General features: G+C 58.8%; 17 protein-coding genes. 7 read left to right on the forward strand and 10 right to left on the reverse strand.

The window, feature by feature from the left end:
• The first annotated feature begins 144 nt into the window (after positions 1–144).
• Complete coding sequence (locus IBX51_RS10530; protein ID WP_291831178.1) at positions 145–1,212, forward strand: beta-N-acetylglucosaminidase domain-containing protein; 1,068 nt, start codon at positions 145–147, stop codon at positions 1,210–1,212.
• Between the two features lie 26 nt (positions 1,213–1,238).
• Here IBX51_RS10530 and IBX51_RS10535 read toward each other — a convergent pair whose 3' ends face one another.
• Positions 1,239–2,258 carry a ChaN family lipoprotein gene (locus IBX51_RS10535; protein ID WP_291831179.1) on the reverse strand — a complete coding sequence of 340 codons (1,020 nt, stop codon included), beginning with the start codon at positions 2,256–2,258 and terminating at the stop codon, positions 1,239–1,241.
• Positions 2,259–2,269: 11 nt separating this feature from the next.
• Entirely contained in the window at positions 2,270–2,458 is a 189-nt protein-coding gene (locus IBX51_RS10540; protein ID WP_291831180.1) for a CopG family transcriptional regulator, read from the reverse strand.
• Between the two features lie 98 nt (positions 2,459–2,556).
• Here IBX51_RS10540 and dauA point away from each other — a divergent pair, with 98 nt between their 5' ends.
• Positions 2,557–4,302 (forward strand): C4-dicarboxylic acid transporter DauA, encoded by a 1,746-nt coding sequence (gene dauA, locus IBX51_RS10545; protein ID WP_291831181.1) that lies wholly within the window; start codon positions 2,557–2,559, stop codon positions 4,300–4,302.
• Positions 4,303–4,304: 2 nt separating this feature from the next.
• Here dauA and IBX51_RS10550 read toward each other — a convergent pair whose 3' ends face one another.
• The gene (locus tag IBX51_RS10550) at positions 4,305–5,543 is read right to left on the reverse strand and encodes a hypothetical protein (RefSeq protein ID WP_291831182.1); all 1,239 of its coding nucleotides are present in this window, start codon (positions 5,541–5,543) and stop codon (positions 4,305–4,307) included.
• A 75-nt stretch (positions 5,544–5,618) separates the two neighbouring features.
• Between IBX51_RS10550 and IBX51_RS10555 the strand changes: the two genes are divergently transcribed.
• Complete coding sequence (locus tag IBX51_RS10555) at positions 5,619–7,565, forward strand: ion channel DMI1 (protein WP_291831193.1); 1,947 nt, start codon at positions 5,619–5,621, stop codon at positions 7,563–7,565.
• A 12-nt stretch (positions 7,566–7,577) separates the two neighbouring features.
• On the opposite strand, the gene IBX51_RS10560 is transcribed toward IBX51_RS10555, so the two are convergent.
• From IBX51_RS10560 to IBX51_RS10570, 3 genes are read right to left on the reverse strand one after another with little or no spacing between them, the layout of a single operon-like run.
• On the reverse strand, positions 7,578–7,967 hold the full coding sequence (locus tag IBX51_RS10560) for a CBS domain-containing protein (protein WP_291831183.1): 390 nt from the start codon (positions 7,965–7,967) through the stop codon (positions 7,578–7,580).
• Between the two features lie 12 nt (positions 7,968–7,979).
• Positions 7,980–8,330 carry a transcriptional regulator gene (locus tag IBX51_RS10565; RefSeq protein WP_291831184.1) on the reverse strand — a complete coding sequence of 117 codons (351 nt, stop codon included), beginning with the start codon at positions 8,328–8,330 and terminating at the stop codon, positions 7,980–7,982.
• The gene (locus IBX51_RS10570) at positions 8,327–9,814 is read right to left on the reverse strand and encodes a DUF1538 domain-containing protein (protein ID WP_291831185.1); all 1,488 of its coding nucleotides are present in this window, start codon (positions 9,812–9,814) and stop codon (positions 8,327–8,329) included. The genes IBX51_RS10565 and IBX51_RS10570 overlap by 4 nt, the downstream gene beginning before the upstream one ends.
• 311 nt (positions 9,815–10,125) lie before the next feature.
• Here IBX51_RS10570 and IBX51_RS10575 point away from each other — a divergent pair, with 311 nt between their 5' ends.
• The gene (locus IBX51_RS10575) at positions 10,126–11,718 is read left to right on the forward strand and encodes an isocitrate lyase (RefSeq protein WP_291831186.1); all 1,593 of its coding nucleotides are present in this window, start codon (positions 10,126–10,128) and stop codon (positions 11,716–11,718) included.
• A gap of 103 nt (positions 11,719–11,821) precedes the next feature.
• On the opposite strand, the gene IBX51_RS10580 is transcribed toward IBX51_RS10575, so the two are convergent.
• Entirely contained in the window at positions 11,822–12,418 is a 597-nt protein-coding gene (locus IBX51_RS10580; RefSeq protein WP_291831187.1) for a TetR family transcriptional regulator, read from the reverse strand.
• A 170-nt stretch (positions 12,419–12,588) separates the two neighbouring features.
• On the opposite strand from IBX51_RS10580, the gene IBX51_RS10585 reads away from it, so the two are divergent.
• The 3 genes from IBX51_RS10585 to senA all read left to right on the forward strand — a co-directional run bounded on the left by IBX51_RS10585 (position 12,589) and on the right by senA (position 18,477).
• Positions 12,589–13,752 carry an efflux RND transporter periplasmic adaptor subunit gene (locus IBX51_RS10585; RefSeq protein WP_291831188.1) on the forward strand — a complete coding sequence of 388 codons (1,164 nt, stop codon included), beginning with the start codon at positions 12,589–12,591 and terminating at the stop codon, positions 13,750–13,752.
• Positions 13,752–16,865: an efflux RND transporter permease subunit gene (locus IBX51_RS10590; protein WP_291831189.1), complete on the forward strand. Its 3,114-nt coding sequence runs from the start codon at positions 13,752–13,754 to the stop codon at positions 16,863–16,865. Before IBX51_RS10585 ends, IBX51_RS10590 begins: the two co-directional genes overlap by 1 nt.
• A 256-nt stretch (positions 16,866–17,121) precedes the next feature.
• Positions 17,122–18,477, forward strand: coding sequence for a selenoneine synthase SenA (senA, locus tag IBX51_RS10595; RefSeq protein ID WP_291831190.1), 1,356 nt, complete (start codon positions 17,122–17,124; stop codon positions 18,475–18,477).
• Here senA and IBX51_RS10600 read toward each other — a convergent pair.
• The 3 genes from IBX51_RS10600 to IBX51_RS10610 form a co-directional block, all read right to left on the reverse strand.
• Positions 18,447–20,018 (reverse strand): cation:proton antiporter family protein, encoded by a 1,572-nt coding sequence (locus IBX51_RS10600; protein WP_291831191.1) that lies wholly within the window; start codon positions 20,016–20,018, stop codon positions 18,447–18,449. The genes senA and IBX51_RS10600 overlap by 31 nt on opposite strands.
• A gap of 114 nt (positions 20,019–20,132) precedes the next feature.
• Entirely contained in the window at positions 20,133–20,771 is a 639-nt protein-coding gene (locus tag IBX51_RS10605; RefSeq protein WP_291831192.1) for a methyltransferase domain-containing protein, read from the reverse strand.
• 84 nt (positions 20,772–20,855) lie between these two features.
• On the reverse strand, positions 20,856–21,788 hold the full coding sequence (locus tag IBX51_RS10610; RefSeq protein WP_291831194.1) for an alpha/beta hydrolase: 933 nt from the start codon (positions 21,786–21,788) through the stop codon (positions 20,856–20,858).
• Positions 21,789–21,866: the final 78 nt, after the last annotated feature.

Consider the following 21,866-nt stretch of genomic DNA (forward strand, 5'->3'; position numbering starts at 1 on the left):
GCTGCTGGCGGCTGGCTATGCCGATACGCGCCCGCTGAACCGCAACGATACCGAGCAGGGGCGAGCCCGAAACCGGCGGGTTGAGATAATTCTTGAAGATGGCTCTATGATGAAGGAACAGATTGATCAGGGAGCGAGCAGGCGATGACGGTTGAACTTGGAGTGATCGAGGGGTTTTACGGGCCGATGTGGACTTGGCCGGAGCGGCATCATTTGCTGACCCTGCTGGCAGCCCATGGTTATGGCTTCTACATCTATGCGCCCAAGGCCGATCCCTATCTGCGGCGGCGCTGGCAGGAACCCCATCCGGCCGATCAGGCGACGGAACTGGAGGCTTTTTCCCGCTTGTGCCGGCGCCAGGGCGTGCGCTTTGGCGTGGGCCTGAGCCCGTTTGAGATCTTTAATCAGTTTGACGATGCCGCCCGGCAGGCGCTGGCGACCAAGCTCAAGGCGCTGGACCGGATTGGCATCCAGGAGTTGGCGATCCTGTTTGATGACATGCGCTCCGACAATCCGGCGCTGGCCAGCACCCAGGCTGATATTGTCTGCTGGATCAGGGACCACAGCGGTGCCTCGACGATCAGTGTCTGCCCGACCTACTATTCTGATGATCCGGTGCTCGACAGGGTGTTTGGGGAGCGGCCCGCCGATTACCTCGAAACCCTGGGCGCCGGGTTGCCGAAGGAAGTGCGGGTGTTCTGGACCGGTGAGGAAGTGTGTTCACGGGAAATCTCGCCCGGCCACCTGAAACGGGTGGCCGACCGTCTGGGCCGCAAGCCGGTGTTGTGGGACAACTACCCGGTCAACGACGGCGACCGGATGTCCCGGCACCTGCACCTACGTGCTTTTACCGGGCGCCCGGCCGCCAATGCGGCGCACCTGTCGGGCCATGCCATCAATCCTGCGCTGCAGCCGGCCCTGACCTCTATCCCCGCGCTGACCCTGGCAGAGTCCTACCGGTTGGGGCCGAACTACCAGTACGGCAAGGCGTTTCACCACGCCGCGCGGGAGTTGCTGGGCGTTGATCTGGGCAATCAACTGCATAAGGATTTACTGACGCTGCAGGATGCCGGTCTGGAGCGGATCAGTGCCGAACGCAAGCAGGCGCTGATCCACACCTACGATGGCTTTGATCACCCGGCCGCCAACGAGATCCTGCGCTGGCTGGCCGGGGACTATCAGGTTACCGACGAGATGGTGCAAACCCAGTAGCGGGCAGCCTCCGGTTCGGGCCCGGATCATTCTCCGGTGTTGCAGTCGATGTCCGGACGGCTGCTGAAACGTTCTTGCATGGCGCTGCGCTGGCGATCGCTATCCCGGAATTCCGGCGGCAGGGGCTGGATCAGATACAGATAGTCGCCTTTGTCCAGATTGCCCGCCAGTGGCGCTGGTGAATCTGCGGGCCAGAATACCGGACTGATCACCGCTACGGACAGATCCGGCGCGTGGTGCGCAAGCAGCGCGACCGTACCGAGCCGCTCTTCACTGTGAAAGGTGCCGGTCAGGTGCACAATCTGGTGCTCCGGGTAGTGATCCCTGGCCTGCAAAATGCGCATGGCCATGGTGTTGTCCCGCAGCAGCTGGGCCTTGTAGGTATTATCCATACGTTCGGCCATGGCCGGATCGCCGGTGCCGTGGCTGCCACTGATCGCTGTCTCGAACTTTTTCCGATAGGCCGGGGTGTCCAGGAACGGCTGTTCCGGCAGGGACAAACGCTGCTCAGCCGGTAACTTGTCCATATAGCCCTGGCCGGTGCGACCGACACATCGGACCACCTCAGCCGGCGCGTTGGCAGCTATCACCGGCAGGTTATGACGGCGGGCGTATTCCACCAGCGGCCGGTAAGAGCCCCGGTAATTGTCCCAGGCCTGGGCGTCTTCCAGCATTTCGGTTTCGCCGGTGATGCCGGCCAGATAGTCATCCAGCGCGGGCTGGTGGTCTATAGTGAACTGCTCCAGGGTCAATACCTGGCTGCCGTTGATGCGGTGTAGCTGCTGCTGCAGGCGGGCCTGTAGCAGGTGTGACGCCTGATGACCATGGTATTCACCAATGACCACCACATCCGCAGGCGCCAGCTGTTCGGCCAGCGTGCTCAGGCTGACCGGCTGGGCGCTCGGGCTGTCGATCAGGACCCGATCGTACAGGCTTGTAGGCTCCGTGATGTCCGCCGCAGACTGAGCTGGCAGCTGGGCGCAGCCGGTGAGGGCAGCAAATCCTGCCGTTGTCAGTGGTGCCAGGAGATGTTTGATCGAAGCCATAGGCCAGGTGCTCAGTCAGATTGTTGGGTGCGTTGTTCGCGCCAGTCCGGGCCCAGCTTTTGTTCGACATACTCACGAATAAACTGGCGGACTTTCTGCGAAGGCGTGACATCCTCGGCCTTGCACAGTTCCTCAAAGACCGCTTTTTTTTCCGGATCGATCAGCAGTGTCAATCGGGCGGTTCGGTTTTCCTTGGTCATAAGTATCAGTGCTCATGGCATGTTAATCAGGTTAACATTGAATGTAATTTCCATGAGCATATAATGACTGAGTCATCGTCGCAACCGGGAAACGTTTTATGTCGCATCGCGCTCATCTGTTTTCTCTGAGGGTCGCCCACGCTTTTCGTGAAGCCTGCATAGATGAGCGCTACACCGGTAGTCGCTTCCTGAAAGACCTGATGGCAGGCATGACCGTGGGCATCATTGCCATTCCCCTGGCCATGGCGCTGGCCATTGCCAGTGGTGTCGCCCCCCAGTATGGCCTGTATACCGCCTTTATTGGGGGGTTTGTGATTGCCCTGTTTGGCGGCAGCCGTTACAGCATCTCTGGCCCCACCGCCGCGTTCGTGGTGATCCTTTACCCCATTGCCCAGAGTTACGGGCTTGGCGGTTTGCTGCTGGCCACGTTGATGTCTGGCGTGTTGCTGGTGATCATGGCGCTGATGCGCCTGGGCCGCTTTATCGAGTATATCCCGGAATCCGTTACTCTGGGGTTTACCGGCGGCATCGCGGTGGTGATTGCCACCCTGCAGTTGAAAGATTTCTTCGGTTTGTCGGTCGAAACCATGCCGGAGCACTATTGGGATAAGCTGGCGGTGCTGGCCCAGCAGTTACCGGCGCTGGACGCCATGAGCACGCTGGTGGCGGCCGTTACTCTGGCAGTGATGTTGCTCTGGCCCCGGTTGCGAACCCCGGTGCCACCGCATCTGCCGGCGGTGATCATCGGCAGCCTGCTGGCGATCTGGCTCAATGCCGGCGGCGCCGGCATCGATACCATCGGTTCCCGGTTCAGTTATCTGTTGCCGGACGGCAGTACCGGAGCGGGCATTCCGCCATTCTTGCCGGAATTTGTCTGGCCCTGGCAGCAACTGAACGCGCAGGGCGAGCCCGTTGGATTTTCCTGGAGCCTGATTCAGGCACTGCTGCCGGCCGCCTTTGCCATTGCCATGCTTGGTGCCATTGAATCCCTGCTGTGCGCGGTGGTGCTGGACGGCATGACCGGCAAGCGCCACAGCGCCAACAGTGAACTGATGGGGCAGGGCATCGGCAACATCCTGGTGCCGTTCTTCGGCGGTATCACCGCCACCGCGGCCATCGCCCGCTCGGCCGCCAATTACCGGGCCGGCGCCGAGACGCCGGTGGCCGGAATGATCCACGCGCTGGTGGTGTTGCTGGCGCTGGTGTCGCTGGCGGGCATTCTCGCGTATCTGCCCATGCCCGCCATGGCCGCCCTTCTGGTCATGGTGGCCTGGAACATGAGCGAAGCGCCCAAGGCCGTGCATTTGCTGAAAACCGCGCCCCGCAGTGACGTGCTGGTGTTTCTGACCTGCTTTGGTCTGACCATCGCGCTGGATATGGTGATTGCCATCACCACCGGCGTTCTGCTCGCCGCCGTGCTGTTCATGCGGGAAATGGCGCAAATGACCAAGGTCACCGACATCACCGACAGCAAGCGGGTGCGGCAGGTCGCGTTGCCGTCGGACTGGCGGGTGTTCAAAATAAATGGCCCGATGTTCTTCGCCGCTGCGGATCGAGTATTTGGCGAGCTGGCCGAGTTGTCACAGCAAACCCGGGGCTTCGTGTTGTATATGGACGGTGTCACAGTGCTGGATGCCGGCGGTCTGGCGGCGCTCAACAAGCTGATTGACCGTTGCCGGAAAACCGGTACCGAAGTGGTGATTGCCGACCTGCAATTCCAGCCACTGCGGACCCTGGCCCGGGCCGGGCTCACGCCGGAACCGGGTGTCAGCAGCTTCTACCCAACCCTGGACGCGGCGCTCACGACGGTCTCGGCCCGGCATACAGCACCGCAGATGCTGTAAGCCTACAGGGGCCAGTGCAGTTGCAGGTTGCCCCCGCCAAAGCCGACTTTGTGCAGGTAAAAGGTCGGGTTCAGCGTTAACACCGCCTGGTCGGTGGCCGATAGCCGGGTTGCGATGGGTAGTGCCAGCTTGCCGGTCAATCCGGTGTGCCTGCGGTCTTTGCCCTGCTCAAACGATTGCCGGATGTTCGGGGCACTCAGGTAAACGCCGGGGCTCAATGTGGTGCTGGGCGTCAGGTTGAAAGTGACCTCTCCGAACACGGTTGGCTCCCGGCGCCGAATCTTGCCCTGATCATTCAGCTCGCGCCCGAAAAAACCGGTTTCGTCCAGGTGCAGCCAGGCCAGTCCGGCGGTTGGCGACAGCTGGTGGCTGGTCAGGGTTGCGGTGCCCCGGGCCTGAACATGGTTTCGGTCAAATGCGGTCGCGGCCTCCGCGTCCGGCTCCTGCAGCCAGTAGTTCCGGCGCGTGCGCTCGCCTTCAAGATGCACACCAAGCAACCAATCGCCGGATCTTTGCCGGTGCGTGATGGCGGCCCGCTGGCTTTCGCTGCTGACCGTCAGGGCCTGCTGCTGGCTGACGAGGCGGGCATCGGGTGACAGATTGATCGAGACGGTCGTACCTTCGGTCGCTGTCTCGCCCTGCCGGTGCCCTTGCAAAAACCAGGATCTGGGCGCTTTGGCAAACCGGTCGGAGCTGTCGGTTTTGTCGTTGAAATAGTAATCCGGCAGAATCAGGCTGGCGTGCAGCCAGCTGCGATCGGTCAGGTGGTGACGGGCGCTGAGGTAGATGTCAGATTCGGCCTTGTCTGAAAACACGTCACCCTGCAACCAGAGTTCGGTGCGCTCGCCCAGGTTTTGCCGAAAGCCGACCAGTTGCCGCTGGTAGGCACCGTCCAGATCTTCGCCCCGCTGTATATCGAGCAAGAAGCCGTTATTGCCCTCAATGAAATCAAAGTCTTGCCGGAAACGGAAGTCGAAATACAGCCGCCGGCTGCTGACACTGCCACCGGTGCCCCGAATGCCGTTATCGGTGGCCGAGGGCAAGGCCTGGCGGTGCCGGAAGGTCAGCTCATGCAGAAAGCGCTCGGTGTTGTAGGCTTCATCCCGGCCAAGCACCACGGCATCGGCACGCCAGGGTTGTGGCAGGTGAGCGGTGCTGGCCACGGCGGTCGTTGTTGTGACCATGGCCAGCAGGATCGCCATCCAGCGGTAACCGGCCGCAAGCAGGTTGATGTTATTCATGATCAGAGGTCACGTTCCCTTAGAGCTTTGTTCTATCCTATGAACAACAACGACGAATCGCAAAAAAGGCCCCACATGCTGCCGTTTCGGATTATTGATCGACTGAAGTTCATCCTGGAGCGCCAACTGGTCAAAGGCGCCGGTTTTCAGCTGCTGGTTGTCGGATTGTTTATTGGCTTGATTTCGCTGATCGGCGGGTTATTGGTGGTGCCCCAGGGCGGCGATTTTGACGATCCGGGGGCGGCGGTGTGGTGGGCATTCCTGAGGCTGACCGATCCAGGCTATCTGGGTGACGATGTCGGCACCTGGCCGCGAATCATCTCCACCCTGCTGACGGTTCTGGGCTACGTGGTGTTCATGGGCACGCTGGTGGCCATCCTGACCCGCTGGCTTATTGCCAAGATGGAAGAGCTTGAGCGGGGCCTGACACCGGTAACCCTGAAGAATCACTTCGTGGTTCTGGGCTGGACGCCCCAGACACCGCCGCTGGTGGCCGAGTTGTTCGGCTCATCAGGCCGGATGCAGCGGTTTCTGGAGAAGCACGATACCCAGAAGTTGCGGCTGGTGGTGCTGGCGCAAGAAGCCAGTGCGGCGCAACTCCATGAGTTGATGAAAGAGCCGGGCGTGGGCCGCCGGGCCCGGGAAGTCATCTTGCGCAGCGGCTCGGCCATTCAGCCCGACGCCCTGCACCGGGTGGCCTGTCTGGATGCGGCCGCGGTGATTGTGCCCAGCCATGTGCACGATGCCGGCAGCCTGGTGACCTCTGATGTGGAAACGGTCAAGGCACTGTTATCCATTGCTGCCCAGGCCCGGCACCTGAATGCGCCGCTGCCGTTTGTGGTGGCCGAGATTCAGGACATGCGCAAATTATCGGTGATTGAACGCGCCTACCCCGGTGCGGTGGAAGTGGTGGCCGGTGATGTCACCATCAGCCGGCTGATGGTGCAGAACGTGCTACACCCCAACTTGTCCGAGGTCTACAACGAATTGCTGACCGCCGGCGAGGGCAATGAGATCTTTGTGCGTGGCGGCGAAACCGCCGAGGGCCTGACGTTGGCAGAACTGGCGACCCAAAGGCCCCATGCGATCGTGCTCGGCTTGCTGCAACCGCTGGCCGGCAATGGCTGGAAAGTTAATTTGCTGGCGCCGTCAGACACGATTATTCGGCACGAAGACCGAGTGGTCCTGCTTGCCAGCGATTACCAGCATACCGGTGCCGATCCGAAAGCCGCGCCGTTGGCCAGAATCGAGCGGGGTGCCGCCACGGTGTCTGAGCGCAACGAGCCTGACACCCACCGCGTGCTGGTGCTGGGCTGGAACCGCCGGGTACCCAGCCTGTTCGCTGAGTTCATCAGCTATGGCGGCCGTCATTTTGAGCTGGACATGGTGTCGGCGATTCCCCTGGACGAACGCCAGCGCGAGATTGCCCGTTACGGCGTTGATCTGGAGAAAATTAACGGCCGTTTGCTGGAAGCGGATTACATGGTCGAAGAAGACTTGAGAAAGCTCGACCCGGCCAGCTACGACACGGTGATGCTGCTCAGCAGCGACCGCATCGGGTCCGGGGAAGAGGCGGATGCCCGGGCCATGGTCGGTTACCTGCAACTGGAGGATATACTGGCGGAGTCACTGCAACGACCGCAGATCATCATGGAGCTCAGTGATCCCGACAACCGGCACCTGCTGTATGGCCACCGGAGTGAAATGCTGATCAGCCCGATGATCCTGAGCCACGTGCTGGCGCAGGTGGCGTTGCGCCGGGAACTGCGGGTGGTGCTGGATGAATTGTTCACCGTCGGAGGCGCAGAGATTCAGTTCCGAGATCCTCACGATTACCCGTTGCCAGCGAGTGCCGACTTCCAGTTGCTGGAAAAAATCGTCGCCGAGAGCGGCGAGATTGCCTTGGGGGTGTTCCGGGCAGCAGCCGATGAGCGGGGCCGACATTTGCGAATGAACCTGCCCCGTGATCAGTATCTTGATCTGAAAGAGGGTGACCGGCTGGTGTTGCTGAGCAGCGCCTGAACGGCTGCCAGGTTATTCAACCTGATCAAGCAGCACCGCCATGATGTCGTCCATGGTGACAAAGCCCAGCAGATCGTTGTCTTCCAGCACCAGAATGCGCTTGACCCGGTGTTCGGTCATCAGCGCGGCAACATGACGAACGGCCAGGCTTTTACCAACGGAGATGGCCGGCTTCGCGCAGGCGTCATAAACGTTCAAAAGATCGATATCACCTTGCTCGGCAATCACCGTTTTCAGCACATTGGTGTAGGTGATCAGCCCATAGGCGTCGTTGGGGTGCTGCTTTTCAACCACCAGGGATTTTACATTGTGCATCTTCATCAGGCTGAGGGCTTCCCTCAGCTTGGCGAAGGGAGATACACAAACCACATCGCTCACCATCACGTCTTTGACCAGTTTCATAGGTGAAGCTCCTCAGAAGTTGTCTTTCAAGTGCTGTTCAAATTTCTGGAACTGGGATGTGTCTATGCCGCCCAGATGTTCTAGCGGCAGGGTGAAGACCAGCCCCTGTGAGTCATTTTCTGCAGGCATTAACACGTGTTGGATGGCTTTCAGAACCTGCAGCGACAGACCCTTTTCAAGCACCATCATCAGCACGCTCTGACTGCCGTCATAGGTGAGACCAAAAAAGGTCTTCTTGGCGGTGTTGCTGATGCCGCGGCCAGACAGGATAGTAATGCCGCCGGCGCCCAGATCGCGAGCGGCGTCGATGCATTCCTGCTCCTGTTCTTCTGGAACTATGGCAACGAGGACGGAAAATTTCATGGGTGCACCTCTCTGCGGTCTGCCTGCCATTGCATGGCAATGGCGTAGAGCATCACGGTAACAATAGGAAAGATAGAAGCGAAGGCAATCAGTCCGAAGCCGTCAATCAGGACGTTGCGACCTTCGATGTTGGTGGCCAGGCCGATGCCCAGTGCTGTCACCAGAGGTACGGTGACCTCTGATGTGGTGACGCCGCCCAGGTCGAAAGCCAGGGCAACGATGTATTTGGGTGCCAGGGCAGTGAGGATAATCACCACTGTGTAGCCGCTCATAATGAAATAGTGCATGGAGCCACCGACGATAATCCGGTGCACTCCGATGCTGATGCCGATGGCCACGCCGAGGGCCACCAGCAACCGGATGGTGTTGCCATTGATTCGCCCGGAGGCGGCTTCTTCGGCCTGTTTGCCTACCGCCAGCAAGGCCGGTTCGGCCATGGTCGTGGCAAAACCGATCAAAAAAGCGAACAGGTAAATGAAGCCGAAGCGCTCCAGTTCGATCAGCTGTTCGGCCATGCTGGTGCCGATCGGGAACAGCCCCATTTTAAGGCCCACCACAAATGCGTACAGACCAAAAATAACCAGCACAAAACCGAACAGGATCTTGCGTGGATTGGACAATCCGCGCTTGAGCACAATGTACTGGAAAAACAGAATGGTCAGGATGATCGGCAGCACATCCCGCACCATCTCGGCAAGCTCCAGTAGCATTTTCAGCGCGCCAGAGATGGTCTCGCCGTCGTCATGGAACGCCGTTATCGAGGCGTCGTCCGAGACTCCGCCACTGTAGACCACAATCCCGTAAAGCTGCACGGTGATCATCGGTACCATCACGGCCAGCGCCACCAGGCCGAAGCCGTCGGTCAGCGGGTTGCGGCCACGAATGGACGCAGCCAGACCAATGCCAAGGGCGGCAATCAGCGGTACCGTAACAATGTTGGTGGTGACCCCGCCGGAATCGTAGGCCAGGCCGATGATTTCTTCCGGGGCAAACCAGGTGACGATGACGACGACGATGTAACCAACGATCATGAACCAGTGCAGCGGGTAACCCATGATGGTTCGGAATACGCCGAGCGCTATGACCATGCCAACGGACGTGGCAATCAGCAATCGCAGAGTGAGTGCGTCGATCCTGCCTTCACTGATGTCCTGAGCTTGCTGGGCCACCGCAATCAGTGCCGGTTCGGCGACCACCGCAGAAAAACCCATGGCAAAGCCAAAAGAGAGCAGGATGGGCAACGATCCCTTTTTGGCAAACTGGTTAGACAAACTTTTGCCAACAGGAAAAATGCTCAGCTCCAGGCCCTGGAGAAAAAGCGCTACGCCAACAGCCACGATCAGCAAGCCAACGGTCATGCTCAGTGTGTTGTCGGGAATCTGTTGCAGCACGGCCAATTGAAAGAAGGCAACAACAACCACGATCGGCAGCAGGTTTTTCAGGGCATGCTGTAGCGAATGGCCGAAAGCGCGGACGTAGAACACTCAATACCTCAGTAACCCGCGGGCATTTACACCCGTGACTTTAATCAAGTGATTGAATCATAGCATGTTGCTGCGCGCCAAATATGATCAGACTCAAGAATACTTCCAGCGCCGTTCGGTCGGTTTTTTGGTATTCATTTGAAAAATGCCGAAAATACATAATATAAATTTCAATTATAAATTAGAAAGCACTAAAGTAACGCCCAACGTCAGCCTCTGCTCGTTTGTTTGTGCAGACGGTTGGCTTCGGATGCTGCCTGGCAGCAGCGGTTCCGCACCTTTTGAACACTCACGTAGAAAGGACAGAGACCATGCCTTACGCACAAGACGTCGATCAAGTCGCTTCCATCCTGAAGCAGAACCCAACCTGGAATGCCATCAATCCCAAGCACGCGGCTCGCATGCGCGCTCAGAACAAATTCAAGACTGGCCTGGATATCGCCAAGTACACCGCCAAAATCATGCGTGAAGACATGGCCGCGTACGACGCCGATACCTCCAAGTACACTCAGTCGCTGGGTTGCTGGCACGGTTTTATCGGCCAGCAGAAGCTGATTTCCATCAAGAAGCATTTCGGTAGCACCAAGCGTCGTTACCTGTACCTGTCTGGATGGATGGTTGCTGCTCTGCGTTCCGAGTTCGGCCCGCTGCCTGACCAGTCCATGCACGAGAAAACATCTGTTTCCAGCCTGATCGCAGAGCTGTACACCTTCCTGCGTCAGGCTGACGCATGGGAACTGAACCACCTGTTCCGCGCTCTGGAAGAAGCCGAAAACGCTGGCGACAACGCCAAAGCTGCTGACCTGATCAAGCAGATCGACAACCACGAAACTCACGTGGTGCCGATCATTGCCGACATCGACGCTGGTTTCGGTAACGCCGAAGCGACCTACCTGCTGGCCAAGCAGATGATTGAAGCCGGTGCTTGCTGTATCCAGATCGAAAACCAGGTATCTGACGAGAAGCAGTGTGGCCACCAGGACGGTAAAGTGACCGTTCCCCACGCCGACTTCCTGTCCAAGATCAACGCGGTTCGTCTGGCGTTCCTGGAACTGGGTGTGGACGACGGTGTTATCGTTGCCCGTACTGACTCCCTGGGTGCAGGCCTGACCAAGCAGATCGCAGTCACCAACGAGCCGGGCGACCTGGGTGACCAGTACAACGCCTTCCTGGACGGAGAGTACATCGACGACGCGTCCCAGATCGAGAACGGTGACGTTGTGGTCAAGTCCAATGGCAAGTTGCTGAAGCCGAAGCGCCTGGCCTCTGGTCTGTTCTGCTTCAAGCAGGGCTCTGGTGAAGATCGTGTTGTTCTGGACTGTATCACCAGCCTGCAGAACGGCGCAGACATGCTGTGGATCGAAACCGAGAAGCCGCACGTTGGCCAGATCGCAGCCATGGTTAACCGCATCAAGGAAGTGGTGCCCGACGCCAAGCTGGTCTACAACAACAGCCCGTCCTTCAACTGGACCCTGAACTTCCGTCAGCAGGTATTCGATGCAATGAAGGAAGAAGGCAAGGATGTATCTGCCTACGATCGCGCAGCGCTGATGAACGAAGAATACGACAACACAGAACTGGGCAAGCTGGCTGACGAGTGGACTGCCAACTTCCAGCGTGACGCAGCCCGTGAAGCAGGCGTGTTCCATCACCTGATCACTCTGCCGACTTACCACACTGCGGCTCTGTCTACCGACAACCTGGCGAAAGGCTACTTCGGTGACGAAGGCATGCTGGCCTACGTTGCTGGCGTTCAGCGCAAGGAAATCCGTCAGGGTATCGCGACCGTTAAGCACCAGGATATGGCTGGTTCTAACATCGGCGACGACCACAAAGAGTTCTTCGCTGGTGAAGCGGCTCTGAAGGCCGGTGGTAAAGACAACACCATGAACCAGTTCGGTTAATCGACCGGTTCAGGATGTTTGGCAGGCACCCGGTGCCTGCCAGCCACCAGAAACCCCGCAAGGCTCAGGCTTTGCGGGGTTTTGTTTTATGGGTTGATGAGCTCTAGGCCAACAGTCCACGAAAATAGGCATCCACAAAGGTAGGCGCCATCTCTGCCAGAGGCCATTGCTCGGGATCTGCCAGCCAGTCAAAAAACAGCCCCAGCATCTGAGTGTGCAGAAGGTAGGCTGCTTGCGCGGGTGTGAGTGATGGATTCAGCAGAGCCCGATTGTCTGGTCGCTCCAGAATGTCCGTGATGAAATCGGTGGCTTCCCGAGCCAGGTCGCGGTGTTTGGCGAGGGCCTGGTCTGATTCGTTGCGGTGGAACAGGATCATGTACACGCGAAAATAGCGTGCATCCTGAGCCAGTTTGCACAATGCCACAATGCACAGGTTTTTCAGGCTTTCCAGTCCCTGGTCGGCCTCGGCGGTTTCATCCATCATCTCGCCCAAAGGGGCTCTTACCCTTTCAAGCATGGCATCCAGAATGTCTGCCTTGTTGCGGAAGTGCCAGTACACAGCACCGCGGGTAACGCCGGCCTTGCGGGCAATCTCTTCTAGCGAGGTTTTGGCAACGCCTTTGTCCATAAAGACGCATTCCGCCGCATCGAGAATCGCTTCCCGTGTGGCTTCGGCTTCTGCTTTTGTTTTGCGGGCCATGGTTAATCGCTGTCATCGGGGTGTCAAAGCCCAGGATTATAAACGAAACCGGTTTACATACATACATGAATGAATGTATTTTAGTGGGCTATTCAATTTGTATCATCCCGGGCCCGTTTGCTCGTTACGGCTCGCTTGTGTTTTTTAATCGGTTTTCAGGAGACCGCGCCATGCGCATTGATAACGTTCATCGGTCGACGGCCCGCAAGGGGCTTTTGGTGGCAGGTTTGTCCTCGCTGTTTTTCCTCAGCGCTTGTAGCAACGACGATGCAAGCGGCCAGCAGGATGGTATGCCGCCGGCAGCCGTGGTGGTTGAGCGGGCCGTAGCCGGCGATGTAAGCGTGCGCCAGGACTATGCCGGCCGGGCACGGGGTGCCCGTGAAGTGGAAGTGCGGGCGCGTATTCAGGGTATTCTTGAGGAACGCCTGTACGAAGAAGGCCAGATGGTGCAGGAAGGCGACCCCCTGTTCCGGATTGACCGAAAGCCCGCCGAGGCGGCCTTACAGCGAGCACAGGCCCAGCGCCAGGTCGCAGAGGCCGACGTGCGCCAGGCTGAACGTGAATGGAACCGTATTTCCTCATTATTCCAGCGCAATGCGGTCAGTGAGCGTGAGCGGGATTCAGCCCAGTCTGCACTGGAGCTGGCCCAGGCCAGTCTTGCGGTCGCCAATGCCGGGGTTGCCCAGGCGGATCTGGACCTGGGTTATACCTCGGTGACGGCGCCGGTCAGTGGTGTCACCAGTCTGGAAGATTTTCCGGAGGGCAGCCTGATCAGTTCCGGTACCCTGCTCACCACGATCGTCCAACTGGACCCGATTCATGTGCGCTTTGCGCTGCCAGAAAACGATGCCAACATCCGCCGGGCTGCCCGCGAAGGCATGCGTGGTACCGGTGAGCAGGAAGTGGCTGCCCGCCTGGTACTGGCTGATGGCCAGGAATATCAGCAGGATGGGCAGATCGATTTTACCGCCTCCACGCTGGACCCGCGTACCGGTACGGTATCGGCTCGTGCGGTTTTCGGTAATCCGGAGAATGTGATTGTGCCCGGACAGTTTGTGCGGGTTCGGGTTGAGTTGCAGAGCTTTGAAAACACCATCGCCATACCGGAGAAGGCGGTGACCCAAGGGCCGAATGGTCCGGTGGTCTACGTGGTGGATGACGAAAGCACCGCAAGGGCGCGCGAGGTTGAACTTGGCCCTGTCAGTGGTGGCCGGCAGATCATACTCAATGGCCTGAATGCCGGCGATCGTTACATTGTGAGCGGGCTGGTGAATTTGCGCGACGGCGCCGAGGTTGAGGTCACCAATACCGACGATGAGGGAGGCTCAGACTGATGCTGCGCACCTTCATCGACCGGCCGATCTTTGCATCGGTTGTTTCCATCATTATCACTCTCGGTGGTCTTCTTGCTCTGGTCGGGCTGCCCGTTGAACAATACCCTAACGTGGTGCCACCCCAGGTGGTGGTAGATGGCCGGTTCCCCGGCGCCAGCGCGGATGTGATCTCGGATTCGGTGGTGGCGCCACTGGAGCAGGAAATCAACGGCGTAGACAATATGATTTACCTGGAATCCAGTGCCACTGACGCGGGCAGTTTCCGGGTAACCGTCTCGTTCGAGATCGGCACCGATCCCGATCAGGCCACCATCAACGTCAACAACCGGGTACAGCAAGCGCTGGCCCGCCTGCCCCAGTCAGTCCGCAACCAGGGTTTGAAAGTGGAAGCCCGGTCTACGTCGATCCTGCAGGTAATTACTCTGTCGTCTCCGGACAACACCATGGATGTGGTGGAGATCTCCAACTATGCCTTGTTGAACGTGCTTGATGAACTTGTGCGTTTGCCAGGCATTGGTGATGCCTCACTGTTCGGAGCTCAGGATTATTCCATGCGGGTGTGGCTGCGGCCCGACAAGCTGGCCCAGTACGAACTGACACCGAACGATGTGGCTATTGCCCTGCGCGCCCAGAATGCCCAGTTTGCCGCAGGTCGTATCGGTGCGGAGCCGGCACCGGAGGGGCAGGCGTTTACCTTCAGTGTGTCAGCGCCGGGCCGCCTGACCAGCCCGGAAGAGTTTGGTGAGGTGATCCTGCGCAGCGATGACCAGGGCGCCTCACTGCGGCTGAAAGATGTTGCTCGTATTGAGTTAGGCGCCCAGAACTATGACTTCGCGGCTGTCTACAATGGCGGTGCTACAGTGCCTATGGGGGTGTATCTTCAGCCCGGCGCCAATGCGCTGGATGCTGCCGATGCGGTGAATGCGGCCATGCAGGAAATCGCAGACCGCTTCCCGGAGGGCCTGGAGTACAACGTGCCCTACGATACCACCCGTTTCATCGATATCTCGATTCAGGAGGTGATCTCTACCTTCATCGTGGCCGTGCTTCTGGTGGTGCTGGTGACCTTCCTGTTCCTGCAACATTTCAACGCCACCCTGATCCCGTTGATTGCCATCCCGGTATCCCTGATCGGCACGTTTGCCGGAATGCTGGCCCTTGGGTTCTCGGTCAACCTGCTGACGCTGTTCGGGCTGATACTGGCCATCGGGGTGGTGGTGGATAACGCTATCATCATCATGGAAAACGCCGAGCGCCTGATTAAAGAGCAGGGTATGTCCTCCTACAACGCGGCAGTGGCGACCATTCAGCAAGTATCGGGTGCGGTGGTCTCATCCACTCTGGTGCTGGTCGCCGTGTTCGCGCCGGTGGCCTTCCTGGGCGGGCTCAGTGGTGAGTTGTACCGGCAGTTTGCCATCACCATTGCCGTCTCGGTGGTGATCTCAGGCGTGGTGGCGCTCACGCTGACCCCGGCAATGTGCGCTCTGCTGCTGGGTCATGAGGGCAAGCAGCTGACCATATTCCGCTGGTTTGATGCCGGTTTTGAGAAGCTCACCAACGGCTTCTGCGTTGTGGTGGACTGGCTGCTGCGCCATGCGGTTGTTGGCGTGCTGCTGTTCGCCGCGATGATTGGTGGCACCGCCTTCCTGCTGAACAAAATGCCCTCGGGCCTGGTGCCTCAGGAAGATCAGGGCTTTGTGCTGGCGGCTTACTCGCTGCCGGCCTCGTCGGCCTTGAGCCGGACGGCTGATACCCGAGACCAGCTGGTTGAGCAGATGATGCAGTTGCCAGAAGTAAAAGACGTTGTGTCCTTTGCCGGCTTTGACATCATCTCAAGCGCTTTGCGCACCAACAGCGGCGTCGCTTTCGTGACCCTGGAAGATTGGGCCGAGCGGGAAGGGGAGGGGCAGAAGGCCGCCGATATTGCCAATAAAGTCATGGGCATCGGTTCTGGCATGCCAGAAGCCTTCGTGATTGCCTTCACCCCGCCGCCGATTCAGGGCTTGTCCACGACCGGTGGCGTCGAGGGCTACATCCAGGCCCGGGGTGGTCGGACGCCGGCTGAGATCAAGGCCATTGCCGATGACTTCACCCAGGCTGCCAATGCCCGGGCAGAGTTGCAAAACGTGCGGGTTACTCTCGACACCGGCATTCCCCGCTACCAGGCCAACGTGGACCGGGAAAAAGCCCAGGCCGCCGGCGTGCCAATCGACCAGATCTTCACCACCATGCAGAGCACCTTCGGTGGCCTGTACGTGAATGACTTCACTCTGCAGGGTCGTAACTGGCAGGTTAACCTGCAGTCCGAGGGTGAGTTCCGCAGTCATCCGGACGATCTGCGCCGGGTGTTTGTCCGTTCTAACTACGGCGAGATGATTCCATTGAGTTCCCTGGTGGAACTGGAACGGGTCAGCGGCCCGGATATCCTGAATCGGTTTAATGTGTATCCGGCGGCCAAACTGCTGGCTGACCCGGCGCCGGGTTTCACGACCGGTGATGCGCTGACAGCCCTGCAGGCAGTTGCTGCTGATCAGTTTGATCGCAATACCTTGCTGGGCTGGACCGGTGAAGCCTATCAGCTGCAGGATTCCGCCGATTCCGGCATTCTCGCCTTTGGCATGGGCCTGCTGCTGGTGTTCCTGATACTGGCGGCCCAGTACGAGCGCTGGGGCTTGCCGGTAGCGGTGGCGACGGCTGTGCCGTTCGGCGTATTCGGTGCTGCCCTGGCGTCTTTGCTGCGAGGCTTCCCCAACGATATCTACTTCCAGGTAGGTTTGTTGGTGCTGATTGGTCTGGCGGCGAAAAACGCCATTCTGATCGTGGAATTTGCTGCCCAGAACCGCAAATCCGGCATGAGTTCGTTTGAGGCCGCCAGCACCGCCGCGCGACAGCGTTTCCGGGCTATTATGATGACGGCACTGACCTTCATCGTAGGCTCCATGCCGCTGGCATTCAGCACGGGTGCGGGTGCGGTTTCCCGTCAGGAAATCGGTACCGTGGTGGTGGGCGGTATGCTGGCCGCCAGTACCCTGGCGCTGTTCTTCGTGCCGTTGTTCTACAAGCTGATCGAAGATCTGGCCGATTGGCGGCGCAACCGCAAGAAGGCTGCCTGAGGTGGCCTGATTTTCTGCGCCTGTCGTATCGATAGTAACTGAACCGCCGCGGGTTTCTGCCCCCCGGCGGTTTTTTCTTTGTTATCCTCCATTAGAGCAAGAAGCCGTGTCGGGAAGGCCTGTCCAAAAAACGCTCCTTGCGGCACATCCCTGTGGCGCTTCTGCTCCGCCATCCATGGCTCCGCAAATTTTTGGACAGGCCTTCCCGACACGTCTTCCCAGATTTTGGGAGTGAGACGCTTTGGAGTTAGAACGAATGGTGACCGAAGACAACGAAGACAACAGAGTGCAGCTGCTGGAAGCGTTAGAGTTAGCCAGATCCCGCACAGAGCAGCTGATCTGCACGCTGCCGGAGCAGCAACTCGATGTGCCTTACCATCCTGGTGTGAACCCTCCGCTCTGGGAAATGGGGCATTCTGCGTTCTTCTATGAGGTCTTCGTGTTCAACCTGCTGGATGGCACGCCGAGTTATAACCCTGCGATGGACGACCTCTGGGATTCCTTTCATGTGGAACACACGGATCGCTGGCGCCGGGATCTGTTCCCGGGCCGTGAGGAAACGCTCAGGTACTTCAATGCCATCTACGACCGGGTTGCCGAGCGCATCAAGAGCCGGGAACTGACCGGGCGGGAGCTGTATCTCTACCGCTACGCGATTTACCACCAGAACATGCACATCGAGTCGCTGATCTGGTGCCGGCAGACGGTCGGTTATCCCGCGCCGGCAGACTTCAAAGGCGACCGGCCGGCACCGGGTGAGGCGATAACGGGCGATGCGGAAATCCCCGCTGGGCGATGGGTGATGGGTATGCCTGGTGAGTCCAAACATTTTTCCACTGACGATTTTGCCTTTGATGCCGAGAAACCTCGCTTCGAGATTGAGTTGCCGGCGTTTGCCATTAGCCGCACGCTGGTGAGCAATCGGGAGTTTCAAGCGTTTGTGGACGATGGTGGTTACCAGCGGCCGGAGTTGTGGTCGTTCGGTGGCAGGAAATGGCTGGAATCTGAGCAGGATGTCAGTCTGGTGCACGGGGCAAAGGAGCCTCTGATGCATGCACCCCGGCATCCGTTGTATTGGCGCTGGCATGATGGCCAATGGCAGGAGCGGGTGTTTGACCAGTGGTTGGCTCTGGAGCCGGACGCGCCGGTTACCCATGTTACCTATTGGGAAGCGGAGGGGTACTGCAATTGGGCCGGGCGACGGCTGCCGAGCGAGTATGAGTGGGAAGTGGCCGCGCTGGGCAACAAGCCCGGGGAACCGTTCCGCCGTTATCCCTGGGGCAATGACGTCCCGGACCGTTCAAGGGCGGATATGGACGGCCGCACCATGGCCCGGAACCCGGTATTCGACCATCCCGCCGGGGACAGTCGGTCTGGTTGCCGGCAGATGATTGGTTCAGTGTGGGAGTGGACCACGAACGACTTCCTGCCTTACGACGGTTTCAAAGTGGACATGTACCCGTTCATGTCCACCTTGCAGTTTGCCACCCACAAGGTGACCAAAGGCGGGAGCTGTGCCACATCATCCAATCTGATTCGTGGCACTTACCGGCAGGCGTACCTGCCGTTCCGCAGCGATGTTTATACCGGGTTCCGGACCTGCGCGGGCTGAAGCTCGGTGTTTTCCATCAGGTGGCTTGCCAGTGCCACCCCGGTTTCACTCATGGTCAAGTAGGCATCGTCAGCGCCGGCTTCGCGGATCTTCTCTGCCTCATCGGCGTACAGGGTGTGTGCCACAATGTAGCCGGTAAAGCCAAGTTTGCGGAGCATTCGGGCCGCAATCAGTTTGCCCTCTATATCGTTCATGGCCAGTACCACCGATTCCAGGTCTGGCATGTGCAAGCCCTCCCAGAAAGTCGTGTCTTCGGCATCGGCGAACACAACGTTGCGCCCTTCCTTCTGGTGTGTTTCCGCTTTCGCCGGGTCTGAATCCAGCCCCATCAGGCGAGGCTCGTGAGACAGCAGCCAATCATAAGTGGCAGTGCCCGTGCGTCCCATCCCCATCACCAGAATCCGGGTGTCACCCAGCGAGATCGGTTGTTCGTCCGGGTGGCGTGTATGGCTTTCAAAACGCGAAATGCGGTGAGCGATTCGCTCGTAGATGCCGTGGGCAAATCGGTTCAGTGGAGCGGAAAAAACGAACGACAGGGCGACTGTAATGGCCAGCGGCACCAGCCATTGGGGCAGGGCCACACTGGCGACGATCAGGCCAAATTCGCTGTAGTTGGTCAGGGACAGAGAAGTCAGAAAGCTGCTGCGGGCCCGCAAACGGAAAAGCAGCAACAGGAAGTAGAACAGGATACCTTTAAGCGGCAGAACCAGGGCGGCGACCAGTGCAAACATGAGGGCTTGCTGATCTGGCAGGCCGCCGATGCCGATTTGCAGGAAGAAGCCCACCAGGAATATTTCTTTGACGCTCCACAGTGATTTGGCCAGTTCCTGGGATCGGGGATGGTTGGCAAGCATGGCCCCGAAGATAAGTGCGCCCAGTTCAGAGCTGAGTCCGACCGCCTCAAAACCCAGGCCGCCAACGACCAGAGCCAGCAACAGACCCAGCAGAATCAACAACTCGTCGTGACCGCTGGCGTCCAGCAATTTGAACAGCAGGGGCCGGAGCAGCGGCAGGCCGAAAACCAATAGCGCCCACTCGGAAGGTGATTTCCCGGCGGCAATACTCATCACCACCAGTGCGATCAGGTCTTGCATGATCAGGATGCCAATGGCAACGCGACCGTGGAATGCTCGGAGCTCCCGTTTGCTCTCCAGTACCTTGGCTGCCAGAACCGTGCTGGAAAAGGACAGGGCGATGGCCAACATCAGCGCTGTGGTCCAATCCAGATCCAGCAGCCAATAGAGCCCCGGGGCGAAGACCAGGCAGGTAATCGAGAAATGCAGCAGACTGCCGCCGATCACCTCCGGGCTAACGATGGACCGGAGCTTCAGTTTCAGACCAACGGTGAATAACAGCAGCAAAACACCGAGGTGTGCGATGTGCTGCAAAACAGAGGTTTCTTCAACCTCGATGCCCGTCATCACCGACATGCCGCTCAAGGCAAAGCCGGCCGCCAGATAGCCTACCAGTGGCGGCAGGCCAACCGTTTTTACAAGCAGTCCGAGGACAAAGGCGAAGGTAATCCAGATGGCTTCAGGCATGACGAGTTCTTGTGGGAGGTTGGGAAGAGAGCCAAAAGGCTACCCGATTTTTTGTGCCAAATGTAGTAGCACTTGGTTTAAGTGTTATCCGTTGCCAATAATTCCCCAAGATTGTCAGCGGCTTAAGCGGAAAGCGGCAGTCTGTGTCGGATGGCCAACGTCGGGATGCCATTCACCAATGCCGCTGAATGTCACCTCGTAACCGTTGCGCTTTGCCACGCCGCCGGCCCATTGGCGAAACTTCATGCGGTCCCACTCGAACTTGTGGTCTTCTTCCCGGAACTCGCCGGGGGCCAGGTCGAATAATGGATTGTATTCCCGGTTGGGGGTGGTCATCAGCAAGAATGCAGGGCGCATCTGACCAAATACCGCAAGCTCTACTTTGGAAAGCGCTCCGGGCTGCACGTGTTCGATGGTCTCGACCATGGCGGCCGCATCAAAACCGGCCAGTGCCGGGTGTGGCTCGGCGTAGGAGCCACGGATAAGCTGAATGCGATCCGGGGCCTCGACCATCCAGGGTTGCAGGATGTCCCTGGCCAGGCCCAGGGACAGGCCGGATTGCTCAAGACCGATGATTGACTGGAACTGTGCCATGCCCGCCAACCGGTGCAGCAGGGAGCCCGAGCCGCAACCAAGGTCCAGAACGCGCCGGGCACCGGTTTCCGCCAGGAGTGTGGCCACCCTGTCCAGACGCTCCTCGTGCAGGGAGGTCATCTGGGTCATGGTTGCTTCGCTGGCACCTGAATCGTACATCGCTGGGTCTGGCCTTTCGTCACATGTTATAGGCCCGCAAGCGTAACCGTTTTCAGGTGCCAGATGTAGTGGCAGATGCCACTATCAAAGCTCGTTGTTCAGAAAATCGCGAAACAGGCGCGCGGATTCGGAGGGTACCTCGACCATCGGCGCATGACCGACATCGTCGAGCAGAGCTTTGCGGGCGTTGGGGATCGTCTCTACGAAGACATCGGCGTTACGGTAGTCGATCACCCGGTCAAGCTTGCCCCAGATCACCAGTACCGGCGCCTCGATGTTGATGATGGCGCTGCGGAAGCCTGGCTCGAAGCCGGTATCGCGGATGGCGGCAAAGATGACTTCGTTGACCTCTCGGTTGGCAATGGCTTTTTCTTCAATCACGTCAAAAATTGGCCAGGGCACGAAGGGACGTTTTTCCAGGGCGAAGTCCAGCAGTTTATCGAAGTCGCCTTTCTTTTTGGGAATCAGCGGGTTGTCGCCTTCCAGTACCAGATCCACCAGCTCGCTTTCGTATTCAAAGATCCCGGCCGGGTCGAACAACACTGCCGTTCGCACTTGTTCGGGGTGGGTGGCGGCGTAGAGTGCGGTGATGGCGCCGCCCATAGAGTTACCCATCATATGGAACTGCTTTACGCCCAGTTCGGCCAGGATCTGATTCAGGTAGCTCACCTGGTCTTCAAATTGGTAGCCGATGTCCAGTGGTTTGCTGCTGTCGCCATGGCCGGGCAGGTCGATGGCGTAAACATTGAACTCGCCCTTGAACTCTTTGGCGAGGCGGGTCCAGTTATCCTTGTTGGCACCAAAACCGTGTATCAGGACCAGGGTGTCACCTTCTATAACCTCTTTGCTGCGCAGGTAAGCAATGTCCAGTTCGCCCACCGTTACCTCTGCGGTCTCAAGGCCGGCGCTGGAACGCTCCCAGCCGATGGCGCTGTCGTAGATGCTCTGTTTGGAACAGGCGCTGACAAGAATGGTGGCGACGAGCAGCAGGACAATATTGAGCGGGTTGCGGGGCACGGCGAACTCCTTTTCATTGTGGTCGTTGTTGAACGCTAACACTAACCCAGAAAAAAGCCCGGTCAATGGCCGGGCTGA

The sequence above is a fragment of the Marinobacter sp. genome (genome assembly GCF_014859525.1).
Taxonomy (GTDB): Bacteria; Pseudomonadota; Gammaproteobacteria; order Pseudomonadales; family Oleiphilaceae; genus Marinobacter.

Bases quoted from the DNA above. Each gene is read 5' to 3' on its own strand.
- IBX51_RS10530 (WP_291831178.1), top strand. From the start codon at position 145: ATGACGGTTGAACTTGGAGTGATCGAGGGGTTTTACGGGCCGATGTGG.
- IBX51_RS10535 (WP_291831179.1), bottom strand. From the start codon at position 2,258: ATGGCTTCGATCAAACATCTCCTGGCACCACTGACAACGGCAGGATTT.
- IBX51_RS10540 (WP_291831180.1), bottom strand. From the start codon at position 2,458: ATGACCAAGGAAAACCGAACCGCCCGATTGACACTGCTGATCGATCCG.
- dauA (WP_291831181.1), top strand. From the start codon at position 2,557: ATGTCGCATCGCGCTCATCTGTTTTCTCTGAGGGTCGCCCACGCTTTT.
- IBX51_RS10550 (WP_291831182.1), bottom strand. From the start codon at position 5,543: ATGAATAACATCAACCTGCTTGCGGCCGGTTACCGCTGGATGGCGATC.
- IBX51_RS10555 (WP_291831193.1), top strand. From the start codon at position 5,619: ATGCTGCCGTTTCGGATTATTGATCGACTGAAGTTCATCCTGGAGCGC.
- IBX51_RS10560 (WP_291831183.1), bottom strand. From the start codon at position 7,967: ATGAAACTGGTCAAAGACGTGATGGTGAGCGATGTGGTTTGTGTATCT.
- IBX51_RS10565 (WP_291831184.1), bottom strand. From the start codon at position 8,330: ATGAAATTTTCCGTCCTCGTTGCCATAGTTCCAGAAGAACAGGAGCAG.
- IBX51_RS10575 (WP_291831186.1), top strand. From the start codon at position 10,126: ATGCCTTACGCACAAGACGTCGATCAAGTCGCTTCCATCCTGAAGCAG.
- IBX51_RS10580 (WP_291831187.1), bottom strand. From the start codon at position 12,418: ATGGCCCGCAAAACAAAAGCAGAAGCCGAAGCCACACGGGAAGCGATT.
- IBX51_RS10585 (WP_291831188.1), top strand. From the start codon at position 12,589: ATGCGCATTGATAACGTTCATCGGTCGACGGCCCGCAAGGGGCTTTTG.
- IBX51_RS10590 (WP_291831189.1), top strand. From the start codon at position 13,752: ATGCTGCGCACCTTCATCGACCGGCCGATCTTTGCATCGGTTGTTTCC.
- senA (WP_291831190.1), top strand. From the start codon at position 17,122: ATGGTGACCGAAGACAACGAAGACAACAGAGTGCAGCTGCTGGAAGCG.
- IBX51_RS10600 (WP_291831191.1), bottom strand. From the start codon at position 20,018: ATGCCTGAAGCCATCTGGATTACCTTCGCCTTTGTCCTCGGACTGCTT.
- IBX51_RS10605 (WP_291831192.1), bottom strand. From the start codon at position 20,771: ATGTACGATTCAGGTGCCAGCGAAGCAACCATGACCCAGATGACCTCC.